Consider the following 26277-nt stretch of genomic DNA (forward strand, 5'->3'; position numbering starts at 1 on the left):
AAACACCATCTGGACCTCTGCATTTCAAATTAAGTTCTGCTCCATAAACAAGTACTCAATACACTTAAACAGAAGAAGCAGGAACTCCCTTTATTATTCCTGCAAGCATTCCTGATTTTGCCCTAATTATTCAAATTCTTTCCGGTAAGAGTCAGTATCTCTTACTCAGCAGGCTGTCGGAGATGTACGCACTGGATAGTTCCGATTGCCTACTGACTGGAGTTCATGAAGTCAGGACAGGCTTATGTTAATATTCGGGCTGGAATATACAAAGGGTTCTTTAACCATAACATCCGTTTTAACGGTAAGACGTGTTCAGCATATCTTAATACAACATTTCCGATCCGTTATTATAAAATACAGAATGACATCATTTATCATAAATTATTAGAAATACGGCTTTAAAACTGTGTTTTTTTTATGTTTTTTACAAAATTTAGGAAATAATACTTTACTTTTGTCAATACTAACTGATCAACCATGAAAAAGCAGTTCTATTTTATTATTCTATTCACGCTTACGTTTATTAAACTTTCAGCCCAAAGAGATACAGAACATTGGTTTGCTCCTTTTTCAGCTTCCAATTTATCTTCTACGGCAAAGCAGGCACTGTACCTTTCTACGGATTCAGTAACTCCTTTTACCGTTACCATTTACAATAACGGAGCCGTTCTGGGAACATCAACCATCAGTAAAGGCAGTCCGCAGGTATACGACATCAATGCTTCTGATATGATCAGCTCTACAGTAGGGGAACTTTTTACAGTCGGCACCAAAGGGCTCTATCTTAAAGGCACCAAACCTTTCTTTGCAACCTTCAGGTTTGTGGTTCCTGCGCATGGTGAAATCTTAACATCCAAAGGAAAAGCAGGGATCGGAAAGAAATTTTATGCCGTTGTGGCACCGATTACAAACTCCAGCTCAGGGATGAATTTCACAACCGGAATTCTGGCTACGGAAGACAATACCACCGTTACGGTTTCAGGATATTCCCCTGCTGTGGTGTTTAGCAACGGCGTTAACGGTACGGCTTCTCCTACTTTAACCATGACTCTCAACAAGGGGAAATCCTACATCATTGAGGGAAGAGGGAACCAATCCGGCAACCAGTCCGGTTTTATCGGGGCTAAAATAATTTCAGACAAGCCGGTCTCCGTAACCAACGGGAACTTCCTGGGTGAATACAACATCGGTACCGGATTAACGGGCGGGGATATCATAATGGACCAGTCTGTTCCTACAGATAGGTTAGGAAAAGAATTCGTTATTGTAAAAGGATTCGGTAATATCGCCGCTAAAACAGAAGATGTATTGGTGGTTGCAACGGAAGACAATACCGGAATATTTGTTAACGATAACCCTGTTGCTGTTGCTACTATTAATGAAGGGCAGCATTACCGGGTAAATGAGCCCAATAATACCAACTACATAGACCAGGGAAGCGGCCATTACAATATGTACGTAAGAACTACGAAAAATGCTTACGTTTATCAGCTTCTTGCCGGTACTGCCACTTCCAGCGCAACGGTCGGGTTTAATTATATTCCTCCGCTAAACTGCCTGCTGCCCAGAAAAATTGACGAGATCGGGATGATAGAAATGCTTCCCCAGGCTGCCAATAACATCAAACTTAATATTTTAACGGAAAAAGGAGCATCAGTGACAGTCAATGGTGTGACGCCGACTGCCGCACAGGGACCTTATAATGTAACGGGAACTATGGATTGGGAGTCTTATTCCCTTACCGGAGTTACCGGAAATGTTACCATTATTTCCAACAAAGCGGTTACGGCAGGGATCGCCGGCGGAAGCGGTGTCGTGGGATACGGAGGTTATTTTGCAGGTTTTTCTTCTGTTCCGGCAATCAGCAAAACGGGAGAATGTATTCCGGGAGCAGTACTGGAAACGGGTGACAGTTTTGAATCTTACCAGTGGTTCCTGGGCAATAGTCCTATTATGGGTGCCAATACCTACACCTACACTCCGATGCAGGCAGGAAATTATACCGTAAAAGTAGGCATGGGGGGATGCTTTGCAACAACACCTGTCTTCTTAGTAGAATCCTGCTATGAACAGATTACAAAAAGCTTGATTATCTGTGATTCCCAGAAAACAATTATTCCGAAATTCACCAATTATGCCAACATTCCGGTTATTTTAGGCACGGTACAGATTGATACGCCGCCTACAAAAGGAACAGCAACTGTAGATCCTGCAACGGGAATCATTACCTACACCGCAAATTCCGGATTTTCAGGCAATGACCTCATGGTGTATCATTTCTGTGCGAATCCTGCTACCGGAGTAGGCTGCGAACAGGTAACGATGACCCTGATTGTGGCTCCAAATCCTGTAGTAAAAAACGTATCCATCAGATCGTGCTATATTGAAGGACGCCCTACCATGGCCATGTTCAATCTTGAAACATCAGGGTTCACAACGCAACCGGGGCTTACCAAGAAATATTATGCTACCCTCGCAGACCTTTCCAGCGGAATCAATGAAATCAACCCGATAGACTATATTGCTTCAAACACAAAAGTATACGTAAAAGTAATCAACTCCAACGGATGTTTCAGCATTGCGGAAATTACGTTAAACGTGATTCCTCCGGTACAGTCTGCTGTCCTGAGTGATAAAATTATCTGTATAGAAAATAAAGCCACGCTGGACGCAGGACCCGGATTTGACGGCTACCAGTGGAGCACCGGGGCAACAACCCAGACCATCAGTGCAGGAGTAGGCACCTATTGGGTCAGCCTTAAAACCGGAGAATGCTTTACCAGGCAGAATGTAAAGGTAATCCCTGCAGTACAGCCCGTAATCTCAAATCTTGAAATTAAAAACAACACCATTACCGTGAGTGTGATCGGGGGAACACCTCCTTACAAATATTCACTGGACGGCATCAAGTGGCAGGATTCAAACTTTTTCGAAAATCTTCCGAGAGGTGAAAACAGTATCTATGTGAAGGACTTTTATAACTGTGAGCCTATCGATGTAACCGTAACCGTTCCGAACCTGCTTAATGCCATTACTCCGAACGGGGACAATAAAAACGATTACATTGACTATTCTGAGCTGGCTTACAAGAAAAACCTGATATTCAATATTTATGACCGGTATGGGAACAAAGTACATCAGGCCCATCAATTCAATGCTTATAAATGGGATGGAACCATGTACGGTAAAAAGATCCCGACTGCCACATACTGGTACGAGATCACATGGACAGAACCCAACAAAGCACAGACCCAGGTAAAATATTCAGGATGGATCCTTGTAAAAAACATGGAATAATATCTCACAATAATGTACTGAAAACCATGATTTTAAAATCATGGTTTTTTATTTATTTTTTAAGCCGCTAAAACTTTTTATTATTAAATTTGTAATAAATACGACCTCTGAATGAAAAAAGTTCTATCTTTTTTGTTTATATTTTATTTTTTCATTTCTGCATTTGCACAATTGGACAGGGAGCATTGGTTTGCGCCTATGGTAGACCGCACGGGAAACCCGAATCCCAATCAGAAGCTTTATCTCTCCACCAATCGAACTACTCCTTTTCCTGTAAGCATTTATAACAATAACATCCTGATTGCTACGGCAATAATCAGCAAGGGCAATCCGCAGAAAGTCGATATCCTACGCGATTATATCATCACCACCCAGCAGACTGACCTTTTCACACCGATTACGAAAGGCCTCTACGTAAAAGCCGAATTCCCTTTTTATGCCAACCTCAGATTTTCCGTGTATAACCACGCAGAAATCATAACCTCAAAAGGGATCCCTTCCACCGGGAAGCTTTTCTATGCTGCCAATGCCCCGATTACGGTGAGCAATTCAATCCTGAATTTTATGGCGAGCGTACTGGCAACGGAAGACAATACTACGGTTACCGTATCAGGGTATAAGCCTGCCGTGCAGTTTTCAAACGGTACCACAGGTACTACGACACCTTCAATGACTTTTACTCTAAATAAAGGACAGTCTTATATCATTGACGGCAGCGGGAGCAATACCGGAAATTCCGACGGTTTTATCGGGGCCAAGATCGTCTCCGATAAACCTGTGAATGTCACGAACGGAAATTTTAACGGCCAGTATGCCGGAAACTATCCCAGCAGTTCGGATATTTTAATGGACCAGGCCGTACCCGTAGAAAGATTGGGAAATGAATTCGCCCTGGTAAAAGGGAACGGAAGCATTACTTCAAATATGGAAGGCGCGCTTGTCGTGGCCACTGAAAACAACACGGAAGTCCGGGTTAATGATGAGGTTGTTCCTATTGCTACTTTAAATACCGGACAGTATTTTATGATCCCGGGCAATAAATACCAGCTTCAGGGGAACAGCCATTATAATTTATACATCCGGACCTCCAAAAATGCTTACATTTATCAGGTATTGGCGGGAGATTCCAACGCAACAGGAAATGAAGTGGCCACAGGCGGCTTTAATTTTATTCCTTCGCTGAACTGCTATCTGCCCAAACAGATCAACGAGCTGGGCTTGATCAATGAGAATTTTGTCTACTCCGGAGGGAATCCGTCTGGCATATTAAATATCCCGACAAAGCTTAACCTGATCACGGAAAGAGGAGCAGTAGTTACGGTCAACGGTGCTGTACCACCGGCAGCCACCGGCCCTTTTAACATGACCGGAACCAATAACTGGGTAACCTACGGAATCCCAAACACAACAGGAACCATTACGGTGGTTTCTTCCAAAGCGATTACCGGAGGAATTACGGCAGGAAGCGATGCGGTGGGCTACGGCGGTTTTTTTGCAGGTTTTCCTACCCAGCCTGTGATCCTGAAATCCGGAGGCGACTGTATTCCGGGGATTATTCTTACCGTAGACCCGGTTATTTATGAGACCTATCAGTGGTACATCAACGGAACGCTTATTCCGGGTGCCACAGGACCATCCATCACGCCTGCCCAGTCAGGATACTACACCTGTTCAGTAACGATGGGAAGCTGTGCGCCTCTGGTAACCGAACAATTCAAAGTATTGAACTGTACCAGACTGACAGCAGCAGCATATGATGTCTGTACCACAAAGACCATTGTGCCTGCATTTACAGCATCTGCGCAGACACCGGTTCCTTCAACAGTAGCCATCCTTACGCCGCCCACTTCAGGAACAGCAACTATAAATGCTGCAACAGGCATTATCACTTATAACGTAACCAGTCCGGGAACAGTAGGAACCGATACCTTTACCTATACATTCTGCGCGAATAATCCTGATTTCCCTGATTGTGAAACCGTAACGGTAACCATCAGCATTCAAACTTTAACCGTTAACAATGCCACACTGAATGCATGCGATACAGGATCCGGACAGGGAATATTCAATCTGACAACGGCCAACGTCACCGGCAGTTCACCGGTAACCGTTACCTATTATCCTACATTGCTGAATGCCCAGAATGAAACCCCCGGAACATTAATAGCTACCCCTACAGTTTATCCTGCAACTAACGGGACTATTGTCTATGCCGTGGTGAAAAACAATATAGGATGTAAAAGCATTGCACAAATCACGCTTAACGTATATCCTTTTGCAAACGTAATCAATAATTATACGGGGGCTTTCTGTGATGATAATTTAGATGGTGTGGTCAATATAACCTTATCCGCCATTACTCCGCTTGTTGTGGGTAACCCGTCTTATTTCACTGGCGTGAGGTATTATGCAAATATAACGGATGCCAATGCCGGAAATGCGAATACCCTTCCGAACAGCTGGTCTTATACGGCAACAACCACCATTTATATCCGGGTAGATTCTCCGGACGGATGCCCACCTGTCATCAAACCTCTTATATTTACCATCGGGGCTAAAATCCCATTGATCAAGACCAGCCATACTGTTACCCTGTGTGATGACAATTTAGACGGGATTAAATCCATAGACTTAACTTCCTACATCAGCCAGTACACCGCTGACCCTCTGGTTACCGCAACTTTTCATCCTACCCTGGCAGATGCACAGAACAATACCGCCCAGCTGTCAAGCCCGGTAAACTTAACGGGAACCCAGACCATTTACATCCGGTTTGAGAAACCGGGGGTCTGCCCCAATATCGCTTCCATCAGCATTACAGTAACCATCCCTAAGCACTCCACTGTTTTAACAGATAAAATCATCTGTCCGAAAACACTGACGACATTGGATGCAGGGCAGGGATTCGACAGTTATCTTTGGAATACGGGAGCAACCACTCCTTCCATTACAAATGTTACGGCAGGGACTTATTGGGTAGATCTTACTTCGGGAGGATGTACGTACAGGCAGACCGTTACCGTAACTGAATCTGTGCTTCCGGTGATCAGCCTGATTGAAATCAGCGAGAATACGGTGACCATAGGAGTCAGCGGAGGAACGCCCCCTTATGAATATTCTTTGGACGGAAACATCTGGCAGGCTTCAAATGTATTTATGAATGTACCGAGAGGAAACCATATCATTCATGTCCGCGATGCCAACCGGTGCGATGAGGTGACCAGGACTTTTGTTATTATCAATCTTATCAATACCATTACTCCGAATATGGACGGGTATAATGATGCCATAGATTATTCGGCATTAATGGATAACGACCGTATCGAGTTCCGGATTTTCGACAGATACGGTTCGGAAATTTTCAGGGGCAGCAAGGCCAACCGGTTTATCTGGGACGGAAAAATTACCGGAAGGTCGGTAAATACAGCTACGTATTGGTATTTTATCAGCTGGACGGAATTCGGGGGAAGTACAACGGTAAAATATTCAAGCTGGCTTCTGGTAAAGAACTATTAAACCGATTATAATTTTGAAAAAGACTTATTATATTTAAACCATTCTTATAACATTCATTAACAGTTTTAAACTAAAGTTTAATATAACTTTAACCACGGGAACTGTCTTCACAAGATATAAATTGATGCAATTGTGCGTAATTTTGTATTCACTTATATGAAGAAGCTATTTACCCTATTGCTGTTGGTTTTTCTGGCAAAAATTAACGCCCAGCTCTACTCCGGAGAAGTTTTTCTGAAAGACAATTCCGTTTTATATCTCAACCAGGTATACGTTACCAACCTCACCACGCAGAAGACTGTTCTGAGTGATTACAACGGTGATTTCAACCTTCCTGCCAATGCCGGCGATATTGTACGTTTCACTTCTATTGTTACGGAAAGAAAAGATATTAAGCTTACGCCTCAGATGGTCGACCAGAAAAATCTGGTCGAGTTGAAAATTGCGTATCATGATATTCAGGAAATTGTCATCAACAGATTTAAGCCTACGGGAAACCTGAGGTATGATGTAAATGCCCTGAAGAAAGAAGATAAGGGACTTGCCATAAAAAAAGTGATCGGCTTGCCTGAACCTAAGGGTGACGGCACTCCTCCGCAGCTTCCGGTGGCGGGATTAAGGGACGGCGGCCTTACCTTCAGCCTGGAAAGCATATACGATATCCTTTCCGGAGAAAGGAAAAAGAAACAGCGTTACCTGGCATATGAACGGATGAACAATTCTGTAGCACAGATCAGAAATTATCTCGGTAAAGAGTATTTCACAAGATTAAAAATTCCGGAAAATCTTATTGATAACTTTATTCAGTTTGTCTATACTTCAGAAAATGTTGATCCGTATGTGGCAGCCGGCAATTTTGAGGCGGTAAAAATCCCAATAGAGAAGTACCTGCCGATTTATCAGAAACGGTTAAGAAACTCCCATCTTCAGGAAATCCTGAAATAAATCCCTGCTTTTATCAGGCCGGAAAATGTATATGGCAAAAATTGCGGTATACATTTTTTGTTTTTATCTAAATTATAGTAATTTTATCGATAAATCTGGGAATGGAGAAAAATCACACTGCTTTCACAGAATGCATTTATACTGATAACCTGAATTCAATGAGGCTGAGAAGATGTTTTTATTATAAATTAATTTTAGTAAATGAAAAAGCTGCTTTTATTTTTTAGTGCCTTTCTTTTTATGAATCTTTCAGCCCAGTCAACAGGAAAAGATTACCATAATATTTTAAAAAGCAAAAATATTTACGAGATCAATGCTTTCTTAAGAGATGCCCATCCGGATGATCCCCGCAGGTCTGTCCTGAAACCCCGCGTGATGGAGATGATGAAGGAATATATTAAAGATGCCAAGCCTGGAGATACCAAAGTACGGCAGATGCAGGATTGGCTGGCCATGCTGAAAAGGCGTTCTTCCACCAAGATATCCTTTGATGAGATGAATGCGATCATTAAACAGAAGCAGATTGCAAAATATCAGAAAGAACTGCAGGCCGGGCAGTCTGCCGTGGTCTATACCCCGAGTAATCCTCAGAACGTTTATATTGCGCCTGTAGCAGCTGCAAAACCTGCCGCGGCCATCCCGGATACGGAAGCTTCAGAATTCAACATGCTGATGGCCGAAAACCCGGTAGAGCATAAAAACAAAACGGTAAAAATCCTGAATTCCCTTTTCGATAATGATCCCAATGCCAAAGAATGCATCATCATGATCGAAAATAAATCCGACTGTAATATTATCGTCCGGATCGAAGGCATCGGAACTACAAAATACAGGCTTCCGGTCCCTTCACATGGTGATAATTCAATTGTGGTACAGAAAGGCGACTATCTGTTCACCAGTATTGTCTGCGGTGTGCAGTATGCCTCACAAAAGACCATCCAGAAACCTCTGATGGTTGCCTTAGGCAGTTCTTCAAAAAAATAAGCATCAGTTTTCTATTTTTAATATTAACCATAAGGCATTTGTGTAATTTTCGTTATTTTTGCGGGATTTTAAATTTCTCATGGGTAAAAACAAATTAGTAAGATTCGCAGAAAACAAAGTATTACCGAATGTAATCCAGCCGACAAGGGAGGAAGCACTGAACGGCTTTGGCCTCAAAGGGAAATGGAGAACGGACTTCTTCAAAAACGACAACCCGATTGTTCTGGAGCTAGGATGCGGAAAGGGTGAATATTCTGTAGGACTTGCCAAGACTTTCACTGAGAAAAATTTTATCGGGATCGATATAAAAGGGGCAAGATTCTGGTTCGGGGCCAAAGAAGCGGTTGAAAGCGGCATGAAAAATGTTGCTTTTTTAAGAAGCCAGATCGAATTGGTTGACCATTTTTTCGGGGAAAATGAAGTGGATGAAATCTGGATTACGTTTCCGGATCCGCAGATCAAATACAGGCGCACAAAGCACAGGCTCACCCATCCTGACTTTTTAGAGAGGTACAAAAAATTCCTTAAGCCCGGCGGAATCGTTCATTTAAAAACAGATTCTGAATTCCTTCACGGCTACACATTGGGGTTCTTACAGGGCGCAGGCTATGAAATCATTACGGCGCACAATGATATTTACGGAGCTCCGGAATATGACCCGGATACGCCTCATTTAAGGGATATCAGGACCTATTATGAAGAACTGTTTTCGGCCAAAGGAAAAACAATTACCTATATTAAATTCAGGATCAATTAAAAAAATTTAATCGTTCCGATTAGTTATAATAAGGGATGCCCATAAAAGAGGCATCCTTTTTTTATTCATTATTTATTTAATTGCTGCCTAAAAAAGATGACCGAATGTATGCGAAAGAAAATTTTCAATAAAAACAATTGTATATAATCCGGAAAAAAGGCTGCTGAAAAAAGTAAAAATATTACATTTACACCCAGATACTTTGTCAATGAAAATACTACTTTCCTTTTCTGTCATGGCTGCTTTATTTCTGAACAGCTGCGGCAGCACAGCTCCGAAGAAACCTGCTTATCCTGTAAGAAAAACGGTTCCTGCCGTTGTTCCTGCGGTTTCAAATACGGGAAGCAGTACTACGCCTGCGGCGCAGGCAGAAAGAGAATATCAGGCATTAACTAAAACCTACAAATCCGAAACGGCTGCGGTTTTAACGGATATGCTGAACGGTTCCTCGGATCCGACCAGAACATCGGTTACGGCAGAAAATAAATCCCGCTGTAATATCGTGCTGACCGTCAGCGGAAACAACTACTTTAAGAAAATTCCGATCGGGATCAATAAAAAGGCTGCCGTTATGGTTCCGAAAAACCAGAATTACAACTTTTCAGGGATGATCTGTGATGCAGTGTACCAGAAAACCAAATTCGTAAGCAGTGCTTACAGCCTGGTGCTTTCAAATCAGGCCGACTGATTAAAATGAACTGTGACACTGAAGATTAACCTAAATCCCTCAGCTTTATCAAATAAAAAAACCACTGAATCTGAGATCCGGTGGTTTTTTGTATGGTAAGGAAAACCTTAATTATTCTCCGTCAAAGTCAGCATCTTTATCAGCAGATACTGCTTCTCCTTCTTCTTTAGATTTTTCTTTATCAGCTTTTCTCTGAGACTGACCTTCTTTGATAGAATCTGAAACAATGTTCAGGATCATATCGATGGATTTAGAAGCATCATCGTTTCCTGGGATAACGAAGTCTACTTTTCTAGGGTCAGAATTGGTATCAACAATACCGAAAACAGGAATTCCTAATTTCTTAGCTTCCGTTACAGCGATGTGCTCTCTCATGATATCTACAACGAAGATTGCAGAAGGAAGACGAACCATGTCAGAGATAGAACCTAAGTTTTTCTCCAGGTTAGCTCTTTGTCTGTCTACCTGTAATCTTTCTTTTTTAGATAAAGTTTCGAACGTACCGTCTTTTTTCATTTTGTCGATAGAGTTCATCTTCTTTACAGCCTTTCTGATCGTAACGAAGTTCGTTAACATACCTCCCGGCCATCTTTCTGTGATATAAGGCATATTAAGTTCAGCAGCATGCTTAGCAACTACTTCTTTCGCCTGCTTTTTAGTGGCTACGAAAAGAACTTTTTTACCTGCAGAAGTTAATTTTTCCAAAGCGCTGCACGCTTCATCCAGTTTAACTGCTGTTTTATGTAAGTCTACAATGTGAATACCGTTTTTCTCCATAAAAATGTATGGAGCCATATTTGGATTCCACTTTCTGGTCATGTGACCGAAGTGTACGCCAGCCTCTAGAAGGTCTTTTACATTTGCTTTTGCCATGTTTTCTGTTTTTGTTAGTTTACTTTCCGTCTCTTAAACAATCAACAACTTCTTTAGATGGGAGAAGCGTTTGGATGCTAAACGTAACGGGCAATTTTAAAATTAGATTAATAGATTTCAGATACAAGATAACAGACGAAAAAAAGTCTGAAATCTGATATCTCCAATCTGAAGTCTGAAAATTAACGTTTTGAGAACTGGAATCTCTTTCTTGCTTTTTTCTGACCTGGCTTCTTTCTTTCCACCATTCTTGCGTCTCTTGTAAGTAAACCAGCAGGTTTCAAAGCTAATCTGAATTCAGCATTGATTTCACATAAAGCTCTTGAAATACCTAATCTGATAGCCTCTGCCTGACCTGTATTACCACCACCGAAAACATTAACGGTAACGTCATACTGACCAACAGTTTCAGAAAGGATAAACGGCTGGTTTAATTTATAAACCATCACGTCTGTAGAGAAATAAGTTGCAGCATCTTTACCGTTTACTGTAATGTTACCGGTTCCCGGCTTTACATAAACTCTAGCTACAGAAGTTTTTCTTCTTCCGATTTTGTGAACTATAGACATAATTAATTATTTAAATTCGTTAACATTAATTGTTTTAGGCTGTTGAGCTTCGTGCTTGTGCTCAGTTCCTTCATATAAATAAAGGTTCTTCAGCAATGCAGATCCTAATCTGTTTTTCGGAAGCATTCCTTTTACGGATTTTTCCAATACTTTTAAAGAATCTTTCTTTTGAAGTTCAGCCGCAGTCATAGACTTCTGACCACCAGGATAACCTGTATGCCAGATGTACGTCTTATCGTCCCACTTGTTTCCGGAAAGGGTAACTTTCCCAGCATTCAAAACAATTACATTATCACCGCAATCTACATGGGGTGTAAAGTTTGTTTTGTGCTTACCTCTCAAAATCTTTGCAACCGTAGAAGCTAGTCTTCCTAACGGCTGTCCTTCAGCGTCTACCACAACCCATTCTTTATTAGCAGTAGCTTTGTTCGCTGAAACAGTTTTGTAACTTAATGTATTCACACGTTTTAGTTAAAGATTAAACATAATTTTCCCCTAAAAGGGTGTGCAAAGGTACACATTATTTTCAGAATGCAAAAACATATTTTGTTTTAAATACTCAGGCCCTTTATTTGTGTTATTTTGTTAAGAACGTGCATACTACACAATGAAGGCGTAAATATGATAAAAAAATTATGCGTTTTAATTACGCTGAGAATAAAAAGTATGTTACTGTTCCTCTATAATTTATAAAGGAAATATTCATATAAATCTGCTTCTTCTGCTTATAATGGAAAGCAAGCTGCATCAAAGTTCTAATGAAACAATGAATATAACGGAATGTGATGGGATAAGAATTACTTCCTGAGCGTTTTATTTGCCCGGAAACTGGCAATCAGGTAATAAGCCACAAAAACCGTTGAGAATTTCAGGATGGAAGGAATCGCAAGTTCAAGATTGAAAAGCAGGGTTCCAACCATGACAAGTGCTCCCATGGCAGAAAAAGAATATCCCATTTTCTGAGACAGGGTAAAGTCAGGCGTATCCAGGTAATAAGCAATCCCCCACGCAAAACCGAAAGCAAGTGCGTAATAAATATCGAGTCCGATATTTTCTGAACTGTAAAAGAAATAATTGATCAAAAAACTGACAACCGTTCCCAACGCAAAATATAAGAGTGCCTTTTTCATACTCAAGATAAATAAAATAATAAGATGCAAAAATAGAGATTTTTAATTTGGAGAGCCTGAAATTAATCAATCAGGAAATAAAACGGTTGAAACAGGCCTGCAGCCCGGCAGTGATATATTTAAGTATTTTCTTTTAAATCCAAAATACTAAAAACCAATTATTTAAATATAAAGCACAGGTTGTTATTTTATTATTATATTTGAAAATTCAGAAAATTTCTAGATTTTTTATGGAAACCCAAAAATATACTCCAATAAATAAAGTAAGAATCGTTACCGCGGCTTCATTGTTTGACGGCCACGATGCAGCGATTAATATCATGCGGCGCGTGATCCAGGGAACAGGATGTGAAGTCATCCACCTTGGCCATGATAAGTCGGCAGAAGAAGTAGTGAATACGGCCATTCAGGAAGATGCGAATGCCATTGCCCTTACCTCTTACCAGGGCGGCCACAACGAATATTTCAAATACATCTATGACCTTTTGAGGGAAAAAAATTCTCCACAGATCAAGATTTTCGGCGGCGGCGGCGGTGTAATTCTTCCTGAAGAAATCGAAGACATCATGTCTTACGGAATCGACAGGATCTATTCTCCGGACGACGGGCGGGAACTCGGTTTACAGGGCATGATTGATGATCTGGTGAAAAGATCAGACTTCGCAACCGGAAAAGAAGTTACGGCTGAAGACCTAGATTCCATCAGTTTTGAGAATTCTACCAGCATTGCTAAAATTATTTCGGCTGTTGAAAATTTCTCGGAAGAAAAACCGGATTTGGTAAAAGCGATTGACGAAAAATCAAAAGATTTAAATATTCCAATCATCGGGATCACAGGTACAGGCGGAGCTGGGAAATCTTCTTTGACAGACGAGCTGGTAAGACGTTTTATCCGTTCAAATCCCGACAAAAAAATTGCTATCATCTCCATTGACCCTTCCAAAAAGAAAACCGGCGGTGCACTTTTAGGAGACCGAATCCGTATGAATGCGATCAACGATCCGAGGGTATATATGCGTTCAATGGCAACAAGGGAAAACAATGTTTCCGTTTCTCCGTTCATCCATTCTGCTCTGAATGTCCTGAAACTGGCTCATCCTGATGTGATCATTTTAGAAACTTCAGGTATTGGACAATCCGGCTCGGAAGTATCTGATTTTGCAGACGTTTCCATGTATGTCATGACTCCTGAGTACGGAGCTTCCACGCAGCTGGAAAAAATCGACATGCTGGATTATGCAGATCTGGTCGCTTTGAATAAATCCGACAAACGCGGCGCTTTGGATGCCCTTCAGGCCGTAAAGAAACAGTTCCAGAGAAACCATTTGTTATGGGAAAGTCCGCTGGATGACATGCCGGTGTATGCAACAAAAGCATCTCAGTTCAACGATCACGGAACCACTGATTTATACAATAGATTAATTGAAAAAGTTAACGACAAATATTCTGATTTAAATCTAAAAGGTTTTGTTGAACAAGAAGTTTCTGAAGACATCACTATAATTCCTCCCAAAAGAGTTCGTTATTTATCAGAAATTGTTGAAAATAATAGAATTTATGACGCCAATGTTGAAAAACAGGCTGATTTAGCAAGGAAAATGTATCACATTGAAGGCGTGAGAAGCTTCCTTTCCAACGAAGTGCTGGATGCCGAATATCAGAAAGCTGAAAAAGAGCTTCAGCAGGAGAATATCGACTTTCTACAGACATGGGATGATACAAAAGAGGCTTTCAAAGCCGAGTTTTATTCTTATTTCGTCCGCGGAAAAGAAATCAAGGTGGAAACCTCAACAGAATCTTTGTCACACTTAAGAATTCCAAAAATTTCTTTACCGAAATATACCGACTGGGGCGACCTGATCAAATGGAAAGGCCAGGAAAACCTTCCGGGAGGATTTCCTTACACCGCCGGAATTTATCCTTTTAAAAGAACCGGAGAAGATCCCACGAGGATGTTTGCCGGAGAAGGCGGGCCTGAAAGAACCAACAGAAGGTTCCATTATGTTTCTGCGGAAATGGATGCCAAACGTCTGTCAACCGCTTTTGATTCGGTAACTTTATACGGCCAGGATCCTGCCCTGCCACCGGATATTTACGGCAAAATCGGGAATGCGGGGGTTTCCATCGCCACTTTGGATGATGCCAAAAAATTATATTCCGGATTTGACCTGGTGAATGCCATGACTTCGGTTTCCATGACGATCAACGGCCCGGCACCAATGCTGTTGGCCTTTTTCATGAATGCAGCCATTGACCAGAATGTTGAAAAATATATTGCTGAAAACGGACTGGAAGCTAAAGTAGAAGAAGTTTTAAAAGCAAAATTTGACGATAAAGGCTTGGCCAGGCCGAAATATAACGTAGAATTGCCTCCGTCCAATAACGGTTTGGGCTTAAAATTATTAGGAATCACAGGGGATGAAGTCATTCCTGCGGAAGTTTATGCTGAAATTAAAGCTAAGACGATCGCAACCGTTCGCGGTACCGTCCAGGCTGATATCTTAAAAGAAGACCAGGCCCAGAACACCTGTATTTTCTCTACTGAATTTGCCCTTAGATTGATGGGTGACGTCCAGGAATATTTCATCACGGAAAAAGTAAGGAACTTCTACTCCGTTTCTATTTCCGGATATCACATTGCAGAAGCGGGCGCAAACCCGGTTTCCCAGCTGGCATTTACCTTAGCCAACGGTTTCACGTATGTTGAATATTACCTGTCAAGAGGGATGGACATCAATGATTTTGCCCCGAATTTATCCTTCTTCTTTTCCAACGGGATCGATCCTGAATACTCCGTGATCGGACGTGTAGCCAGAAGGGTCTGGGCAAAAGCCATGAAGCTTAAATACGGTGCGGATGAAAGAAGCCAGATGCTGAAATACCACATCCAGACTTCCGGACGTTCGCTTCACGCACAGGAAATTGATTTCAATGATATCAGGACCACGCTTCAGGCGCTTTATGCCATCTATGACAACTGTAATTCACTGCACACCAATGCTTATGACGAAGCCATTACGACTCCTACAGAGCAGTCAGTAAGAAGAGCCATGGCCATTCAGCTGATCATCAATAAAGAACTGGGACTGGCGAAAAACGAAAACCCGCTTCAGGGTTCATTTATTATTGAGGAACTAACTGATCTGGTGGAAGAAGCCGTGTATGCGGAATTCGACAGAATCACGGAAAGAGGCGGCGTTTTAGGAGCCATGGAAACCATGTACCAGCGTTCAAAAATCCAGGAAGAATCCATGCATTACGAATGGCTGAAGCATACGGGGGAATATCCGATCATCGGAGTAAATACGTTCCTTGGGAAAGACGGTTCGCCGACAGTACGCCCGGGAGAAGTAATCCGTTCGACGGAGGAAGAAAAGCAGGTTCAGATTGAAACGCTTCACAACTTCCAGAAATCGAATGAAGATAAATCCGAAGACGCTTTAAAAACATTGCAGCATGCAGCCATCAACCAGCAGAACTTATTCAATGTCATGATGGATGCCGTTAAATACTGCTCGCTTGGGCAGATTACCAACGCACTTTTTGAAGTGGGCGGTAAATACAGAAGGAATATGTGATGACAAAGAAATATAAAAAAGGCTGTTCAATGAACAGCCTTTATAATTTTATGAAATTTCTAAAATTAGCTTTATAGATATTTCTACAAATTTATCAAGAGGAATTTCACCTTTCATACTTTCATCATCTAACATTGATGTAATATCAATTTCCGACCTAATTTTTGTTTTATTCTTCACAAAAAATGTTTTCGTAATCTTATTTAGCTGAAATGTAAATGAAACTTCGTCATAAAAATTCCCTTCAATCTCAACTTGCTCATCACCTGTATAACTTTTACTATGAATATTAAACAAAACTTGTTTAAAGTTATCCTTTGTAGATGATTTTTGGAATACCAACTGAGTCGTCATTGTCCCATTATTAGAATCACTTACACCGTCGAACAATTCTGAAAAACTATTTGGAATGATATTTTTTTCAAGATTAATTTCTTTCAGCTCTCCAAACTCCATCATTCTTTGCATCAATTTTGAATTTGGTGCGTGTGAAAGTTTAATTCTGATTCTATTCTCACCTTCAAAACCTTTGCTCACTAAAAAATTATTAAAGCAGTCTTCTAAGCTCTTTTGAATACTATGAGTGGACTTTCTTTGTAATACAATAAAGCCTTCTTGTTTATTTTTAGGAATTTGAGCATAGAAATTCAAAATTCTAGCTTGAAGTTCATCAGGACCAACAGAATAGTTGGTTTCATTAGTTTCTGGGTCGTTAATATTAACGGGGTCACCTGTCGTTCCCGCATCAAATTTACCAAAAATTTGTCTTTTTTCTTTGTCAAATTTATGTGGTTCTCTTAATGTAAGACTTTTATCTTTCCCGTTTTCATTAAACTTTTTAGTATTTGAAAAAATGTCTGTACAAAATTCGTCAAATAAATTTTGAAAATCAATTTTCCCAGGTAAGTTCGCTAAAAAGTGTTTTTCTCCTCTTTTATTTAAAATGGAGAATTTAAAAGTTGATACTTTGTAATTCATAATGCATTTTTTCTTTTATAAATTTCTTAATAAATAATAATCTCATTTTTTAAATATTATTATTACTCTAACGTTCGTGAGTGTTAAAAACGAATTTAATTTTGGAAAAAAGAAACATTTGAAGTATCTTTACACAACAAAAGTAGATGAGGTAATCTCACTTCTTCTTAAGTAATTTTGTTTAAAAAAATTAGGGGTCGCAATCCAAATTAAAACAAAATTTGATAAATTTTCCTCGGCTGTTTATTCAGCCTTTTTTTATATTTTCTTTCCCTCGATATTATTTTTTTCTTTTAGTTAAAATAAAAAATTCTGCACGCTCAGAATTTTCTTTCCTTATATCATATATATAACTTTTATTTTTGTAATCAATTCCTTTTCTATCAAAAACATTTTTCAAATTAATGTAATAATATGAACCTGCTTTGGAAACTTTAAATGCCCCCTCTTCTGTTGTAGATGAAACCATATATATTATTTCTCCCGCATTTTCACTATTAAATCCTATTTTAAAATAAGGTGTATCTTTTAATCCCATAAATTCTTCAGCACCAGAAGAAAAACCAATCTTACCAGTTTTCTGAATTGTTGCTTTTATTGAACCTCCTATTTTATCAGGATCTTCAAATATAATATCTTTTAAAAAATCCATACTATAATATTTAGTTACAAATTTAAATAAATTATTTCATATATCAAAATATATAAAATAATTTATTAGATATACATCAATTTTATTTCAGTTTATTATAATTTAAAATCAAATTAAATATATAATTCTTTATACTATTATTTATATAACAATAAATTATTCTTACTTATAAAAATCTTCTGTGGCTTTATAAATGTTATTTATTAGGCAGATTACCAACGCTTTGTTTGAAGTAGGTGGTAAGTACAGAAGAAATATGTAGTCCGTAGCTGGACGGGCAATTTTGACACCAACCGTTTCAATAATTATAAATCAACCTCAAGGAATTTCTTTGAGGTTTTTTCTTACTTTTACTCTCGTAAAAATTTCAAATGACAAAGTCCATTTTATTTCTTATAGGAATTATTTACTGCGGATATTTCAATGCACAACAGGCTGACAATAATCTGCAGGGTTATTTTATAACAAATGCTAAAGAAACTTTATATCCGTATTTTGCCTTTGACGGTAACGGGAAAGTCAATATTGCAGGCTATGGTAAAGGTGATTATTTTGTAAAGAATGACTCGGTAGTGGTATTTCCGGATAAGGATGTTTTTGTATTTAAAATATCTAAGAACCGTTTAACAGGGATTTCCTCATGGGTACAGAATACCAAATGGGACATGAAGAAAGACAGCATCGCTGAAAACAACAGGAAAGATGACGCTTTGGCTAAAAAAAATGCACAGCTGCTGGATGAATATTACCATAAGACCAGAGCAAAATCCAAATCCAATGATTTTGACAAGCTGTTTGATGACAGCGCAATGGGCAATTATTCCAAAAACATAGACGACTTATGTACCAGAGGCCTTGCAAAAGCCTGTATGGAGAAATTCGGAATCATGGTCATGCAGGATGCCGGCGGCATAGGAGCCATCTTAAAAAACAAACCTAAAAAACTTAAGCAGAACCCTGAAATTATAAAACTGGGACAGAAAATCATCGGCATGGGTGAGATTGAAGGGCATACTGTTCTCGGAAGCTATTATTACAGTCTGGAGACAAGATCAAAGCTGAAAAAGAATGGCAGAAAGCCGTTTGACAAAGGCAGCATGAAAGCGGGCCTTGTACAGGCGGAAGCAGAAATGAAAAATGTACAGGAATAAAATAATCTGTTAATCAGACTTTATCAACCAATGAAACCGAAAGCCATCTTCAACTGGAGCAGCGGAAAAGATTCTGCGCTTGCCCTGTATACCATCTTAAAGGAAGACCGATTTGAAGTTTCCTCCCTGCTGACGAGTATCAATAAGGAATTCCAGAGAATTTCCATGCATGGCGTTCATGTTTCACTGCTGGAACAGCAGGCGGAAAGCTTAGGATTGCCTTTGATTAAAATGGAGCTTCCGCAGGAACCTTCCATGGAAGAATATCATCAGATCATGACCAAAACCATGAATGAAATACAAGCCCGCGGCGTAACACATTCCATTTTCGGGGATATTTTTCTGGAAGACTTACGCAGATACCGTGAAGACCAGCTGCAGACTATCGGCATGGAAGCCGTTTTCCCATTATGGAAAAAGAACACCACAGACCTCATCCATGAATTTTTAGACTTAGGCTTTAAAACGATTGTTACCTGCGTCAACGAAACGTTTCTCGACAAAAGTTTTGCAGGCAGAATTATTGATCAGGATTTTATTAAAGATTTACCTGCAAATGTTGATCCCTGCGGAGAAAACGGGGAATTCCATACCTTCACTTTCGACGGGCCTATTTTTAAAAACCCGGTGCAGTTTGAAATTGGCGAAACCGTTAGAAAAACATATCCGAAACCTAAATCTGATGAAAATAAAGGTGATGAAGAAGGAGAATATATTTTCTGGTTCTGTGATCTGATTCCTTCATAATTCCAGGAACTGTTATTCTGATGCCTTGCTTAAGAAATCCCGCATTTTATACAATGATTTCTTATGCTTGAAAAAATTAATAAGTACAAAAATAATCATTACCTGTAAAATAAAAGGAACGAGCAGCGAAATCATTAACGGCAGCAAGGCTACTGAATCTTCAGTTCTGAAAAATTTAAAAACGTATCGGTCTTTCCTTAGTATAATCTGGAACATGACATTGGCACAAATGATATATAGGCCTAGATTCCGCTGATATAGCGTATAAAACAGCTTTCCCTGATATTTGAAATCCCATCTTACATATTTCCGCATTTCCGGACTAAAAACCCAGAACAGAAAGGGGCTCAGGACAAACAGGGAATTATACAATCTGAAAAGATCGTTATAAACTTCCTGATCTGCGGACAGATAAATAAGCATGAGATTAACTGCAAATGACAGTATTCCGAAACACAGCGATTTCTTAATGATGCCGTTATACTTTTCTTTTATTATTTTTTTAACTATTACCGGGATCTCTTCACGATAAAAACCCGGGTAACCTGTCATTTTAAACTCATCTGCCCAAAGCTTCTGTGTTTTTAAAAAAGCTTTGTCAAAATCCGGGTTTTCCTGCCTCTGAATATCAGAAACCTGTTCTGCCATATGGTCTTTTACTTCCAGCAGAATATCTACAGGAAGCCTGTGCAGGATCAAATAATCAATAATCTGTTGTTCCTGTTCTTCTGATATCATTGTTTAGGATTTAACATAATCAATTCAGACTAAAACATTTATTCTTTTTACCTTAAAATATAAGATCTGCAGCTGTACAAGAGTGGCGTATACGAGGAAGAACCGGTTGATTTCCACATCTGTAAGAGCCGTAATAAAATCAACAGGAATAAACCCGACTAAAAAAACTAAAGCCACTGACAGCAGTATATTCCGGATTACCAGCGGATGGAAGCAGATCGCTACGTAATGAGAGAATGTAATTTTTTTAGTTAAAAAACTATAGCCTAACAGGCTTATCCAGCTTCCCATTAATACAAGCTGCAGAACTGTAGAAATTTCTGCACTCATAAAGAAGAACGCGATGAATAGCAAAGTCCAGGCAGCAGAAGAAAAGATGATTTTCCTGAATCTTTTTTTCAGGACCTGCTTTTCAATCCTTGCAATCTTCTTAAAGGAGAAAATATCGGCACGCACCATTTCAAGTTCTTTTCCCCAGTCTGATTTTGTTTTTAAAAATGCCTCCTGAAAACCGATGTCATGATTTGCCATTTCATCAGAAATCTGAGACATAAAATGGTCTTTTATTTCCAAATGCAGTTCATGGTAAAGTTTTTTTGATTGCAGATAAGTTTCAATCTGAAGTTCATGGTCCTGAGTAATCATATATTAAAAATGGTATTTAGGTTAAATAAATAGTTCTGCATTTCCTGTTCCTGCTCAATCTGCTGTTTTTTTCCTTTGTCTGTTAAAAGGTAATATTTGCGGTCTCTTCCGCTTACTTTTCGGATTTCAGAAGCAATCATCCCTTCTGCTTCCAGCTTATGGAGAAGCGGATACAATGCGCCTTCGGTCATTTCCAGCTCGCCTTTTGTAAGTTCTTTAGCACGCTGGGTAATCTGGTACCCGTACATTTTCACTTCCTTGGCAAGCAGCTTTAGGATAATATTCTGGAGCGTTCCTTTATAAAGGCTGTTCTTTTTCAATACTGTTCTTTTATACCTAGCAAATCTATACATAATTTTCTTATGTATCAAAATTATTTTATATTTTATGTCTAAAATTTCCTATCCGGAAAATGCAGAAGCCTTATCTTTGCCGTAATGACTGCAGAGAAGATTATTTTAGGGATTGACCCGGGCACTACGATAATGGGGTTTGGACTGATTTCCGTGAAAAAAGGAAATATGGAGATGGTTTCCATTCATGAACTGATTCTTAAAAAATACCCCAACCACGAAACCAAGCTTAAATATATTTTTGAAAAAACCCTGGCGCTGATTGATGAGTACCATCCTGATGAGGTGGCCCTGGAAGCTCCTTTCTACGGCAAAAATGTCCAGAGTATGCTGAAGCTGGGCCGTGCCCAGGGTGTTGCCATGGCAGCAAGCCTGTACCGCAATATCCCGATTACAGAGTATTCACCGAAAAAAATAAAGATGGCGATTACCGGGAACGGAAACGCAAGCAAGGAACAGGTGGCAGGCATGCTGCAGAACCTTTTGAAACTGAAAGAATTCCCTACAAAATATCTTGATGCTTCTGACGGACTGGCGGTTGCGGTATGCCATCATTTTAATTCCGGCACCATTGCCGATACCAAATCATACACCGGCTGGGACAGCTTTTTAAAGCAGAATCCGGACCGTCTGAAATAATCAGTCAATCCGGATTAAGTATCTATTTAAAATTTCAGTATTGAAACTTTTAAATCTTATTTTTAAATATTTCCTACGGGTTAACACAACCTGGAAATATGCGGAAAATTATTTACGGGATATGTTTATTTATCTGCTTTGTATTCGGCAGGAGCAATGATAAAATCCATGGTTGGTTTCCCGTTTTTATCGTAATAAAAATAAGTCATGGTAACATCATTGTCACGGAATTCCTTAATCTCCGGCGAGGTTTTTACAACAGACAGCGCTCCTTCTTTGGCCTGTTTTTTAAAGGCTTCTATTTCTTCGGGGCTTACACTTTCTTTTAAGGCTTCCGTTAAAGTATAATTGTACTTGAAGATTTTTCCGGGCTGTGCGGAAACACTGTCGAGGCGGATCCCGTTACTCATCATCTGCGGGCCCAGCTTGTTCATTCCTGCCGCCGCTTGTTTCAGCTCATTATCAAAGGTTTTTTCCTGGTTACACGAAACCAGCGTCAGTGCCAAGCAGACAGCTGAAAGTCTTAGTACATTTTTCATAATAATTTTTTTGATTGATATTTAAATATAAGATTTTTTTCCGATATAAATTTAATTTATTGATTTTCAATTTAATGACGGTTACAATAAGCATACTGGGTTAAACATAATACTATCTTTTGCATTGGTATGGTTTTTAGTAGTACCTTTGTATAAATTTTCAATAATGAAAAACAATCAACAAACTATAAATCAAGCCAATCATAAGATCAATTGGTTTCAGAAGTTTCTGATGGTCTGTTCCGGAGGAAACATTCATATCCTCAGAAAAACACCCAGTGAATGGAACAAGTTTGCTGGTATCGGTGGTATTGTCCTTTTTACGGCGGTTTTTGCCACACTGTCTGCCGGTTATGCAATGTACACCGTTTTTGATGAGATCTGGACAGCAGTCGGCTTCGGCCTTCTTTGGGGATTGATGATTTTTAACCTTGACCGGTATATTGTGTCTTCCATCAAGAAAACAGGAACCTGGTGGAACCAGATCCTGATGGCCATTCCGAGACTGATCCTGGCCACTTTTTTAGGCATTATCATTTCCAAGCCGTTAGAGCTTAAAATTTTTGAAAAGGAAGTGAACAAACAGCTGAATACCATTATCCAGAGGAATAAAAAACAGCTTCAGGGCGAGATGAGCGGAAGGATCCTTCAGCAGAGCGGCCCTTTTGAGACGGAGAAAAAACAGATTTCAGACAAGATTATCCAATACCAGAAATCCTATGATTCTGCAGCGGTAGAGCTTGAAAAGGAAATCCTTGGGAAGCAGTCCGGACTCACCAGCGGAAAAGAAGGTTTCGGCCCGAATGCCAAACGTAAGCAGGAACTGAAGGAACAGCGAAGGCTGGATCTTGAAAACTATCAGAAACAGGTGACCCCGAGACTGGCGTACCTGGACAAGGAAATCTCAAAAGTCTATACCAACCTGGAAACCGAAAGGAAATCTACGGAAACTTTTGAAGACCGCTTCAACGGTTTTGCGGCAAGGCTGCAGGCGCTGGATGAACTGGGTAAAAACTCGGCCATCATTGGCCTGGCGGCAACATTTATTATGGGACTTTTTATCTGCCTGGAAATTTCTCCGGTCCTGGTGAAACTGATTTCCCAGGTCGGGCCTTATGATTACCTGTTGGAAAAAACGGAAAATGATTTCCGCCTTTATTCCAAGGAAAAAATTGAAAAGGGAAATGCCCTGACGGACTATCGGATTGATGATTTTAAAGATAATCTAAATCAATAAATCCACTAACCGGAAATAAAATATAATCTTTAAATACTAAGAATTACCTTTTTAACCTAAGAAGACTGCCCAGAATTTGGACAGTCTTCTTATTTTTTATATCGAAATGATTTTATTATAAAGAATAATTCGGGGCTTCCTGCGTGATGATTACGTCGTGAGGATGGGATTCTTTCAATCCGCTTCCTGTGATCATTACCATTTTGGTATCTTCCTGCAATGCCTTGATATCTTTGGCACCGCAATACCCCATTCCGGCCCTCAGGCCTCCGGTCAGTTGGAAAATTACTTCTTCCAATGACCCTTTGCTAGGTACTCTTCCCTCAATTCCTTCCGGAACGAATTTCTTGGCTTCACTCTGGAAATACCTCTCCTTACCTCCCCTTTTCATGGCAGAAAGGCTCCCCATTCCCTGGTAGGTTTTAAATTTCCTGCCCTGGAATATGATTTCTTCACCCGGTGCTTCGTCTGTGCCTGCCAGGAGAGATCCCAGCATCACGGCTCCTGCCCCGCTTGCAATGGCTTTTACAATATCACCGGAAAGTTTAATCCCTCCGTCGGCAATTACCGCCACATTTTTAGAACGGGCATATTCGTAAACATTATAGATCGCAGATAACTGGGGAACCCCAACGCCTGCAACTACCCTTGTCGTACAGATGGAACCGGGCCCTACTCCTACTTTTAGGACATTTGCCCCTGCCTTGATCAGGTCTTCCGCAGCTTCAGCAGTTACGATATTCCCTCCGACAATATCCAGATCCGGATAGGCCTTCCTGATTTCAGAAATCTTATCCAGTACGCCTTTTGAGTGCCCGTGAGCAGAATCGATCCCGATAATATCAACACCGGCTTTTACCAGAGCTTCAATCCGGTCCAGTGTATCTTCACCGACTCCAACGCCTGCACCGACAATCAGGCGGCCGTTATCGTCTTTATTCGCGTTCGGATACTCAAGCTGGTTATCAATGTCCTTAATTGTAATCAGGCCCACCAATTTGTTATTTTTATCAACGATAGGAAGTTTTTCAATCCTGCTTTTAAGAAGGATTTCTTTTGCTTTTTCCAGGTTGGTATCTTTATCCGAAGTGATGAGGTTCTCTTTGGTCATGATCTCCTCCACCTTCATCGTAAGGTTTTCCTGATATTTCACATCTCTGTTGGTAATGATCCCGATCAGAGTATTTTCAGCATCTACTACGGGAAGACCGGAAATTTTATATTTTGCCATGGTCTCCTTGGCTTCAGCCAGCGTATGGTCTTTTGAAAGCGTAACAGGATCTGAAATCATTCCGTTTTCCGAACGCTTTACACGGTTCACCTGTGCAGCCTGCTCCTCAATCGTCATGTTTTTATGAATAAATCCCAGACCGCCTACCCTCGCCAGCGCAATTGCCAGTTCAGCTTCCGTAACGGTGTCCATGGCAGCAGAAACAATTGGAACATTAAGCGTAATTTTGTCAGTAAGTCTTGATTTTAGTGAAACCTGGTTAGGTAAAACTTCTGAATAAGAAGGGACTAGAAGCACGTCATCGAAAGTGATGGCTGTCTCTACAATTTTGTTATGAATAGACATCTTTACTTTCTTGCAAAATTAAGGTATTTTACTGAATTACGAAAATCGATTTTAATAGTTTAAATAAAACTTAACAATCAATAACTTAAATCAAAAAAGCCGCTCCAAAAATCCGGAACGGCCTTTATAAAAAAATACAATTTAATATAATTTGAATATGAAATTACCTATTTATCTCTTGCAGCAGCAATCATTTTTGAAATATCATCAGCCGTAAAACTTCCTTTTATGTCCAGGAAAACCAGTTCTTTATCGGAGTTTACGGTAATCAGCATATTTTTAATGGTTTCACCTTTCTGCTTTACACGGATGTTTACGTTTTCGCCGTCATGCTTTATGGTTGCCCAGTCTTCGTAATGGTTATCGTTCAGATAACCGGCAAAGTCTTTCAGCATGGCACGGTCCCCGTTTTCAACGGTCAGAACTTTGATCTTAGAGACTTTTCTAATCATCCGGATAACCTCTTCATTGTCATTGCCATCTTCTCTCAGTGCTTTTTTAATAACAGGCTTGGCCAAAAACATCGGAACATTGATGCTGGTAAATTTCGCTCCCTTAAAATCGTTTCCGGAATCTGAAAAGTATGCGATATTCGCTTTTTCGGAGACAATGCATGACTGCATCAAAAATAGGGCACAAACGGTTATAAAAAGATATTTAAGTATTTTCATGGCTATAATTT

23 protein-coding genes are annotated in these 26277 nt (G+C 40.0%); 11 read left to right on the forward strand and 12 right to left on the reverse strand.

The window, feature by feature from the left end; genetic code table 11:
• Positions 1 to 480: 480 nt before the first annotated feature.
• The 6 genes from SD427_RS16860 (at position 481) to SD427_RS16885 (ending at position 10190) form a co-directional block, all read left to right on the forward strand.
• Positions 481 to 3300, forward strand: coding sequence for a T9SS type B sorting domain-containing protein (locus SD427_RS16860; RefSeq protein WP_320558943.1), 2820 nt, complete (start codon positions 481 to 483; stop codon positions 3298 to 3300).
• 111 nt (positions 3301 to 3411) lie between these two features.
• On the forward strand, positions 3412 to 6816 hold the full coding sequence (locus SD427_RS16865) for a T9SS type B sorting domain-containing protein (RefSeq protein ID WP_320558944.1): 3405 nt from the start codon (positions 3412 to 3414) through the stop codon (positions 6814 to 6816).
• Between the two features lie 156 nt (positions 6817 to 6972).
• Positions 6973 to 7761: a hypothetical protein gene (locus SD427_RS16870; RefSeq protein ID WP_320558945.1), complete on the forward strand. Its 789-nt coding sequence runs from the start codon at positions 6973 to 6975 to the stop codon at positions 7759 to 7761.
• A 201-nt stretch (positions 7762 to 7962) separates the two neighbouring features.
• Positions 7963 to 8745: a DUF6759 domain-containing protein gene (locus SD427_RS16875; RefSeq protein WP_320558946.1), complete on the forward strand. Its 783-nt coding sequence runs from the start codon at positions 7963 to 7965 to the stop codon at positions 8743 to 8745.
• 79 nt (positions 8746 to 8824) lie between these two features.
• Positions 8825 to 9502 (forward strand): tRNA (guanosine(46)-N7)-methyltransferase TrmB, encoded by a 678-nt coding sequence (gene trmB, locus SD427_RS16880; protein ID WP_320558947.1) that lies wholly within the window; start codon positions 8825 to 8827, stop codon positions 9500 to 9502.
• 208 nt (positions 9503 to 9710) lie between these two features.
• Positions 9711 to 10190 carry a DUF6759 domain-containing protein gene (locus SD427_RS16885; RefSeq protein WP_320558948.1) on the forward strand — a complete coding sequence of 160 codons (480 nt, stop codon included), beginning with the start codon at positions 9711 to 9713 and terminating at the stop codon, positions 10188 to 10190.
• A gap of 111 nt (positions 10191 to 10301) precedes the next feature.
• Here the strand turns inward: SD427_RS16885 and rpsB are convergent, their stop codons facing one another.
• The 4 genes from rpsB to SD427_RS16905 all read right to left on the reverse strand — a co-directional run bounded on the left by rpsB (position 10302) and on the right by SD427_RS16905 (position 12762).
• Positions 10302 to 11063, reverse strand: a complete 762-nt coding sequence (gene rpsB / locus SD427_RS16890) for a 30S ribosomal protein S2 (RefSeq protein ID WP_320558949.1) — start codon at positions 11061 to 11063, stop codon at positions 10302 to 10304.
• Positions 11064 to 11245: 182 nt separating this feature from the next.
• On the reverse strand, positions 11246 to 11632 hold the full coding sequence (gene rpsI / locus SD427_RS16895) for a 30S ribosomal protein S9 (RefSeq protein WP_034678948.1): 387 nt from the start codon (positions 11630 to 11632) through the stop codon (positions 11246 to 11248).
• A 6-nt stretch (positions 11633 to 11638) separates the two neighbouring features.
• Positions 11639 to 12094: a 50S ribosomal protein L13 gene (gene rplM / locus SD427_RS16900; RefSeq protein ID WP_027387549.1), complete on the reverse strand. Its 456-nt coding sequence runs from the start codon at positions 12092 to 12094 to the stop codon at positions 11639 to 11641.
• 335 nt (positions 12095 to 12429) lie between these two features.
• Entirely contained in the window at positions 12430 to 12762 is a 333-nt protein-coding gene (locus tag SD427_RS16905; protein WP_320558950.1) for a hypothetical protein, read from the reverse strand.
• Positions 12763 to 12992: 230 nt separating this feature from the next.
• Between SD427_RS16905 and SD427_RS16910 the strand changes: the two genes are divergently transcribed.
• Positions 12993 to 16340 carry a methylmalonyl-CoA mutase family protein gene (locus SD427_RS16910; RefSeq protein WP_320558951.1) on the forward strand — a complete coding sequence of 1116 codons (3348 nt, stop codon included), beginning with the start codon at positions 12993 to 12995 and terminating at the stop codon, positions 16338 to 16340.
• A gap of 48 nt (positions 16341 to 16388) precedes the next feature.
• Here SD427_RS16910 and SD427_RS16915 read toward each other — a convergent pair whose 3' ends face one another.
• Both SD427_RS16915 and SD427_RS16920 read right to left on the reverse strand, forming a co-directional pair.
• The gene (locus SD427_RS16915) at positions 16389 to 17318 is read right to left on the reverse strand and encodes a hypothetical protein (protein WP_320558952.1); all 930 of its coding nucleotides are present in this window, start codon (positions 17316 to 17318) and stop codon (positions 16389 to 16391) included.
• Between the two features lie 280 nt (positions 17319 to 17598).
• Positions 17599 to 17970 carry a hypothetical protein gene (locus SD427_RS16920; RefSeq protein WP_320558953.1) on the reverse strand — a complete coding sequence of 124 codons (372 nt, stop codon included), beginning with the start codon at positions 17968 to 17970 and terminating at the stop codon, positions 17599 to 17601.
• A 371-nt stretch (positions 17971 to 18341) separates the two neighbouring features.
• Between SD427_RS16920 and SD427_RS16925 the strand changes: the two genes are divergently transcribed.
• On the forward strand, positions 18342 to 19121 hold the full coding sequence (locus SD427_RS16925) for a hypothetical protein (protein WP_320558954.1): 780 nt from the start codon (positions 18342 to 18344) through the stop codon (positions 19119 to 19121).
• A 30-nt stretch (positions 19122 to 19151) separates the two neighbouring features.
• A complete protein-coding gene (locus SD427_RS16930; protein ID WP_320558955.1) occupies positions 19152 to 19868 on the forward strand; it encodes a diphthine--ammonia ligase in 717 nt (238 codons plus the stop codon).
• A 12-nt stretch (positions 19869 to 19880) separates the two neighbouring features.
• Here SD427_RS16930 and SD427_RS16935 read toward each other — a convergent pair whose 3' ends face one another.
• From SD427_RS16935 to SD427_RS16945, 3 genes are read right to left on the reverse strand one after another with little or no spacing between them, the layout of a single operon-like run.
• On the reverse strand, positions 19881 to 20606 hold the full coding sequence (locus tag SD427_RS16935; protein WP_320558956.1) for a hypothetical protein: 726 nt from the start codon (positions 20604 to 20606) through the stop codon (positions 19881 to 19883).
• A 24-nt stretch (positions 20607 to 20630) separates the two neighbouring features.
• Positions 20631 to 21251 (reverse strand): hypothetical protein, encoded by a 621-nt coding sequence (locus tag SD427_RS16940; protein WP_320558957.1) that lies wholly within the window; start codon positions 21249 to 21251, stop codon positions 20631 to 20633.
• A complete protein-coding gene (locus SD427_RS16945) occupies positions 21248 to 21571 on the reverse strand; it encodes a PadR family transcriptional regulator (protein ID WP_414017696.1) in 324 nt (107 codons plus the stop codon). The genes SD427_RS16940 and SD427_RS16945 overlap by 4 nt, the downstream gene beginning before the upstream one ends.
• Positions 21572 to 21688: 117 nt before the next feature.
• On the opposite strand from SD427_RS16945, the gene ruvC reads away from it, so the two are divergent.
• Entirely contained in the window at positions 21689 to 22243 is a 555-nt protein-coding gene (gene ruvC / locus SD427_RS16950; protein WP_320558959.1) for a crossover junction endodeoxyribonuclease RuvC, read from the forward strand.
• A gap of 125 nt (positions 22244 to 22368) precedes the next feature.
• Here ruvC and SD427_RS16955 read toward each other — a convergent pair whose 3' ends face one another.
• Positions 22369 to 22782, reverse strand: a complete 414-nt coding sequence (locus SD427_RS16955; RefSeq protein WP_320558960.1) for a hypothetical protein — start codon at positions 22780 to 22782, stop codon at positions 22369 to 22371.
• 166 nt (positions 22783 to 22948) lie between these two features.
• On the opposite strand from SD427_RS16955, the gene SD427_RS16960 reads away from it, so the two are divergent.
• A complete protein-coding gene (locus tag SD427_RS16960) occupies positions 22949 to 24019 on the forward strand; it encodes a DUF4407 domain-containing protein (protein WP_320558961.1) in 1071 nt (356 codons plus the stop codon).
• A gap of 115 nt (positions 24020 to 24134) precedes the next feature.
• Here the strand turns inward: SD427_RS16960 and guaB are convergent, their stop codons facing one another.
• Positions 24135 to 25595 (reverse strand): IMP dehydrogenase, encoded by a 1461-nt coding sequence (gene guaB / locus SD427_RS16965; protein WP_320558962.1) that lies wholly within the window; start codon positions 25593 to 25595, stop codon positions 24135 to 24137.
• 167 nt (positions 25596 to 25762) lie between these two features.
• On the reverse strand, positions 25763 to 26266 hold the full coding sequence (locus SD427_RS16970; protein WP_320558963.1) for a DUF4252 domain-containing protein: 504 nt from the start codon (positions 26264 to 26266) through the stop codon (positions 25763 to 25765).
• Positions 26267 to 26277: the final 11 nt, after the last annotated feature.

The sequence above is a fragment of the Chryseobacterium sp. JJR-5R genome, assembly GCF_034047335.1.
Lineage (GTDB): Bacteria > Bacteroidota > Bacteroidia > Flavobacteriales > Weeksellaceae > Chryseobacterium.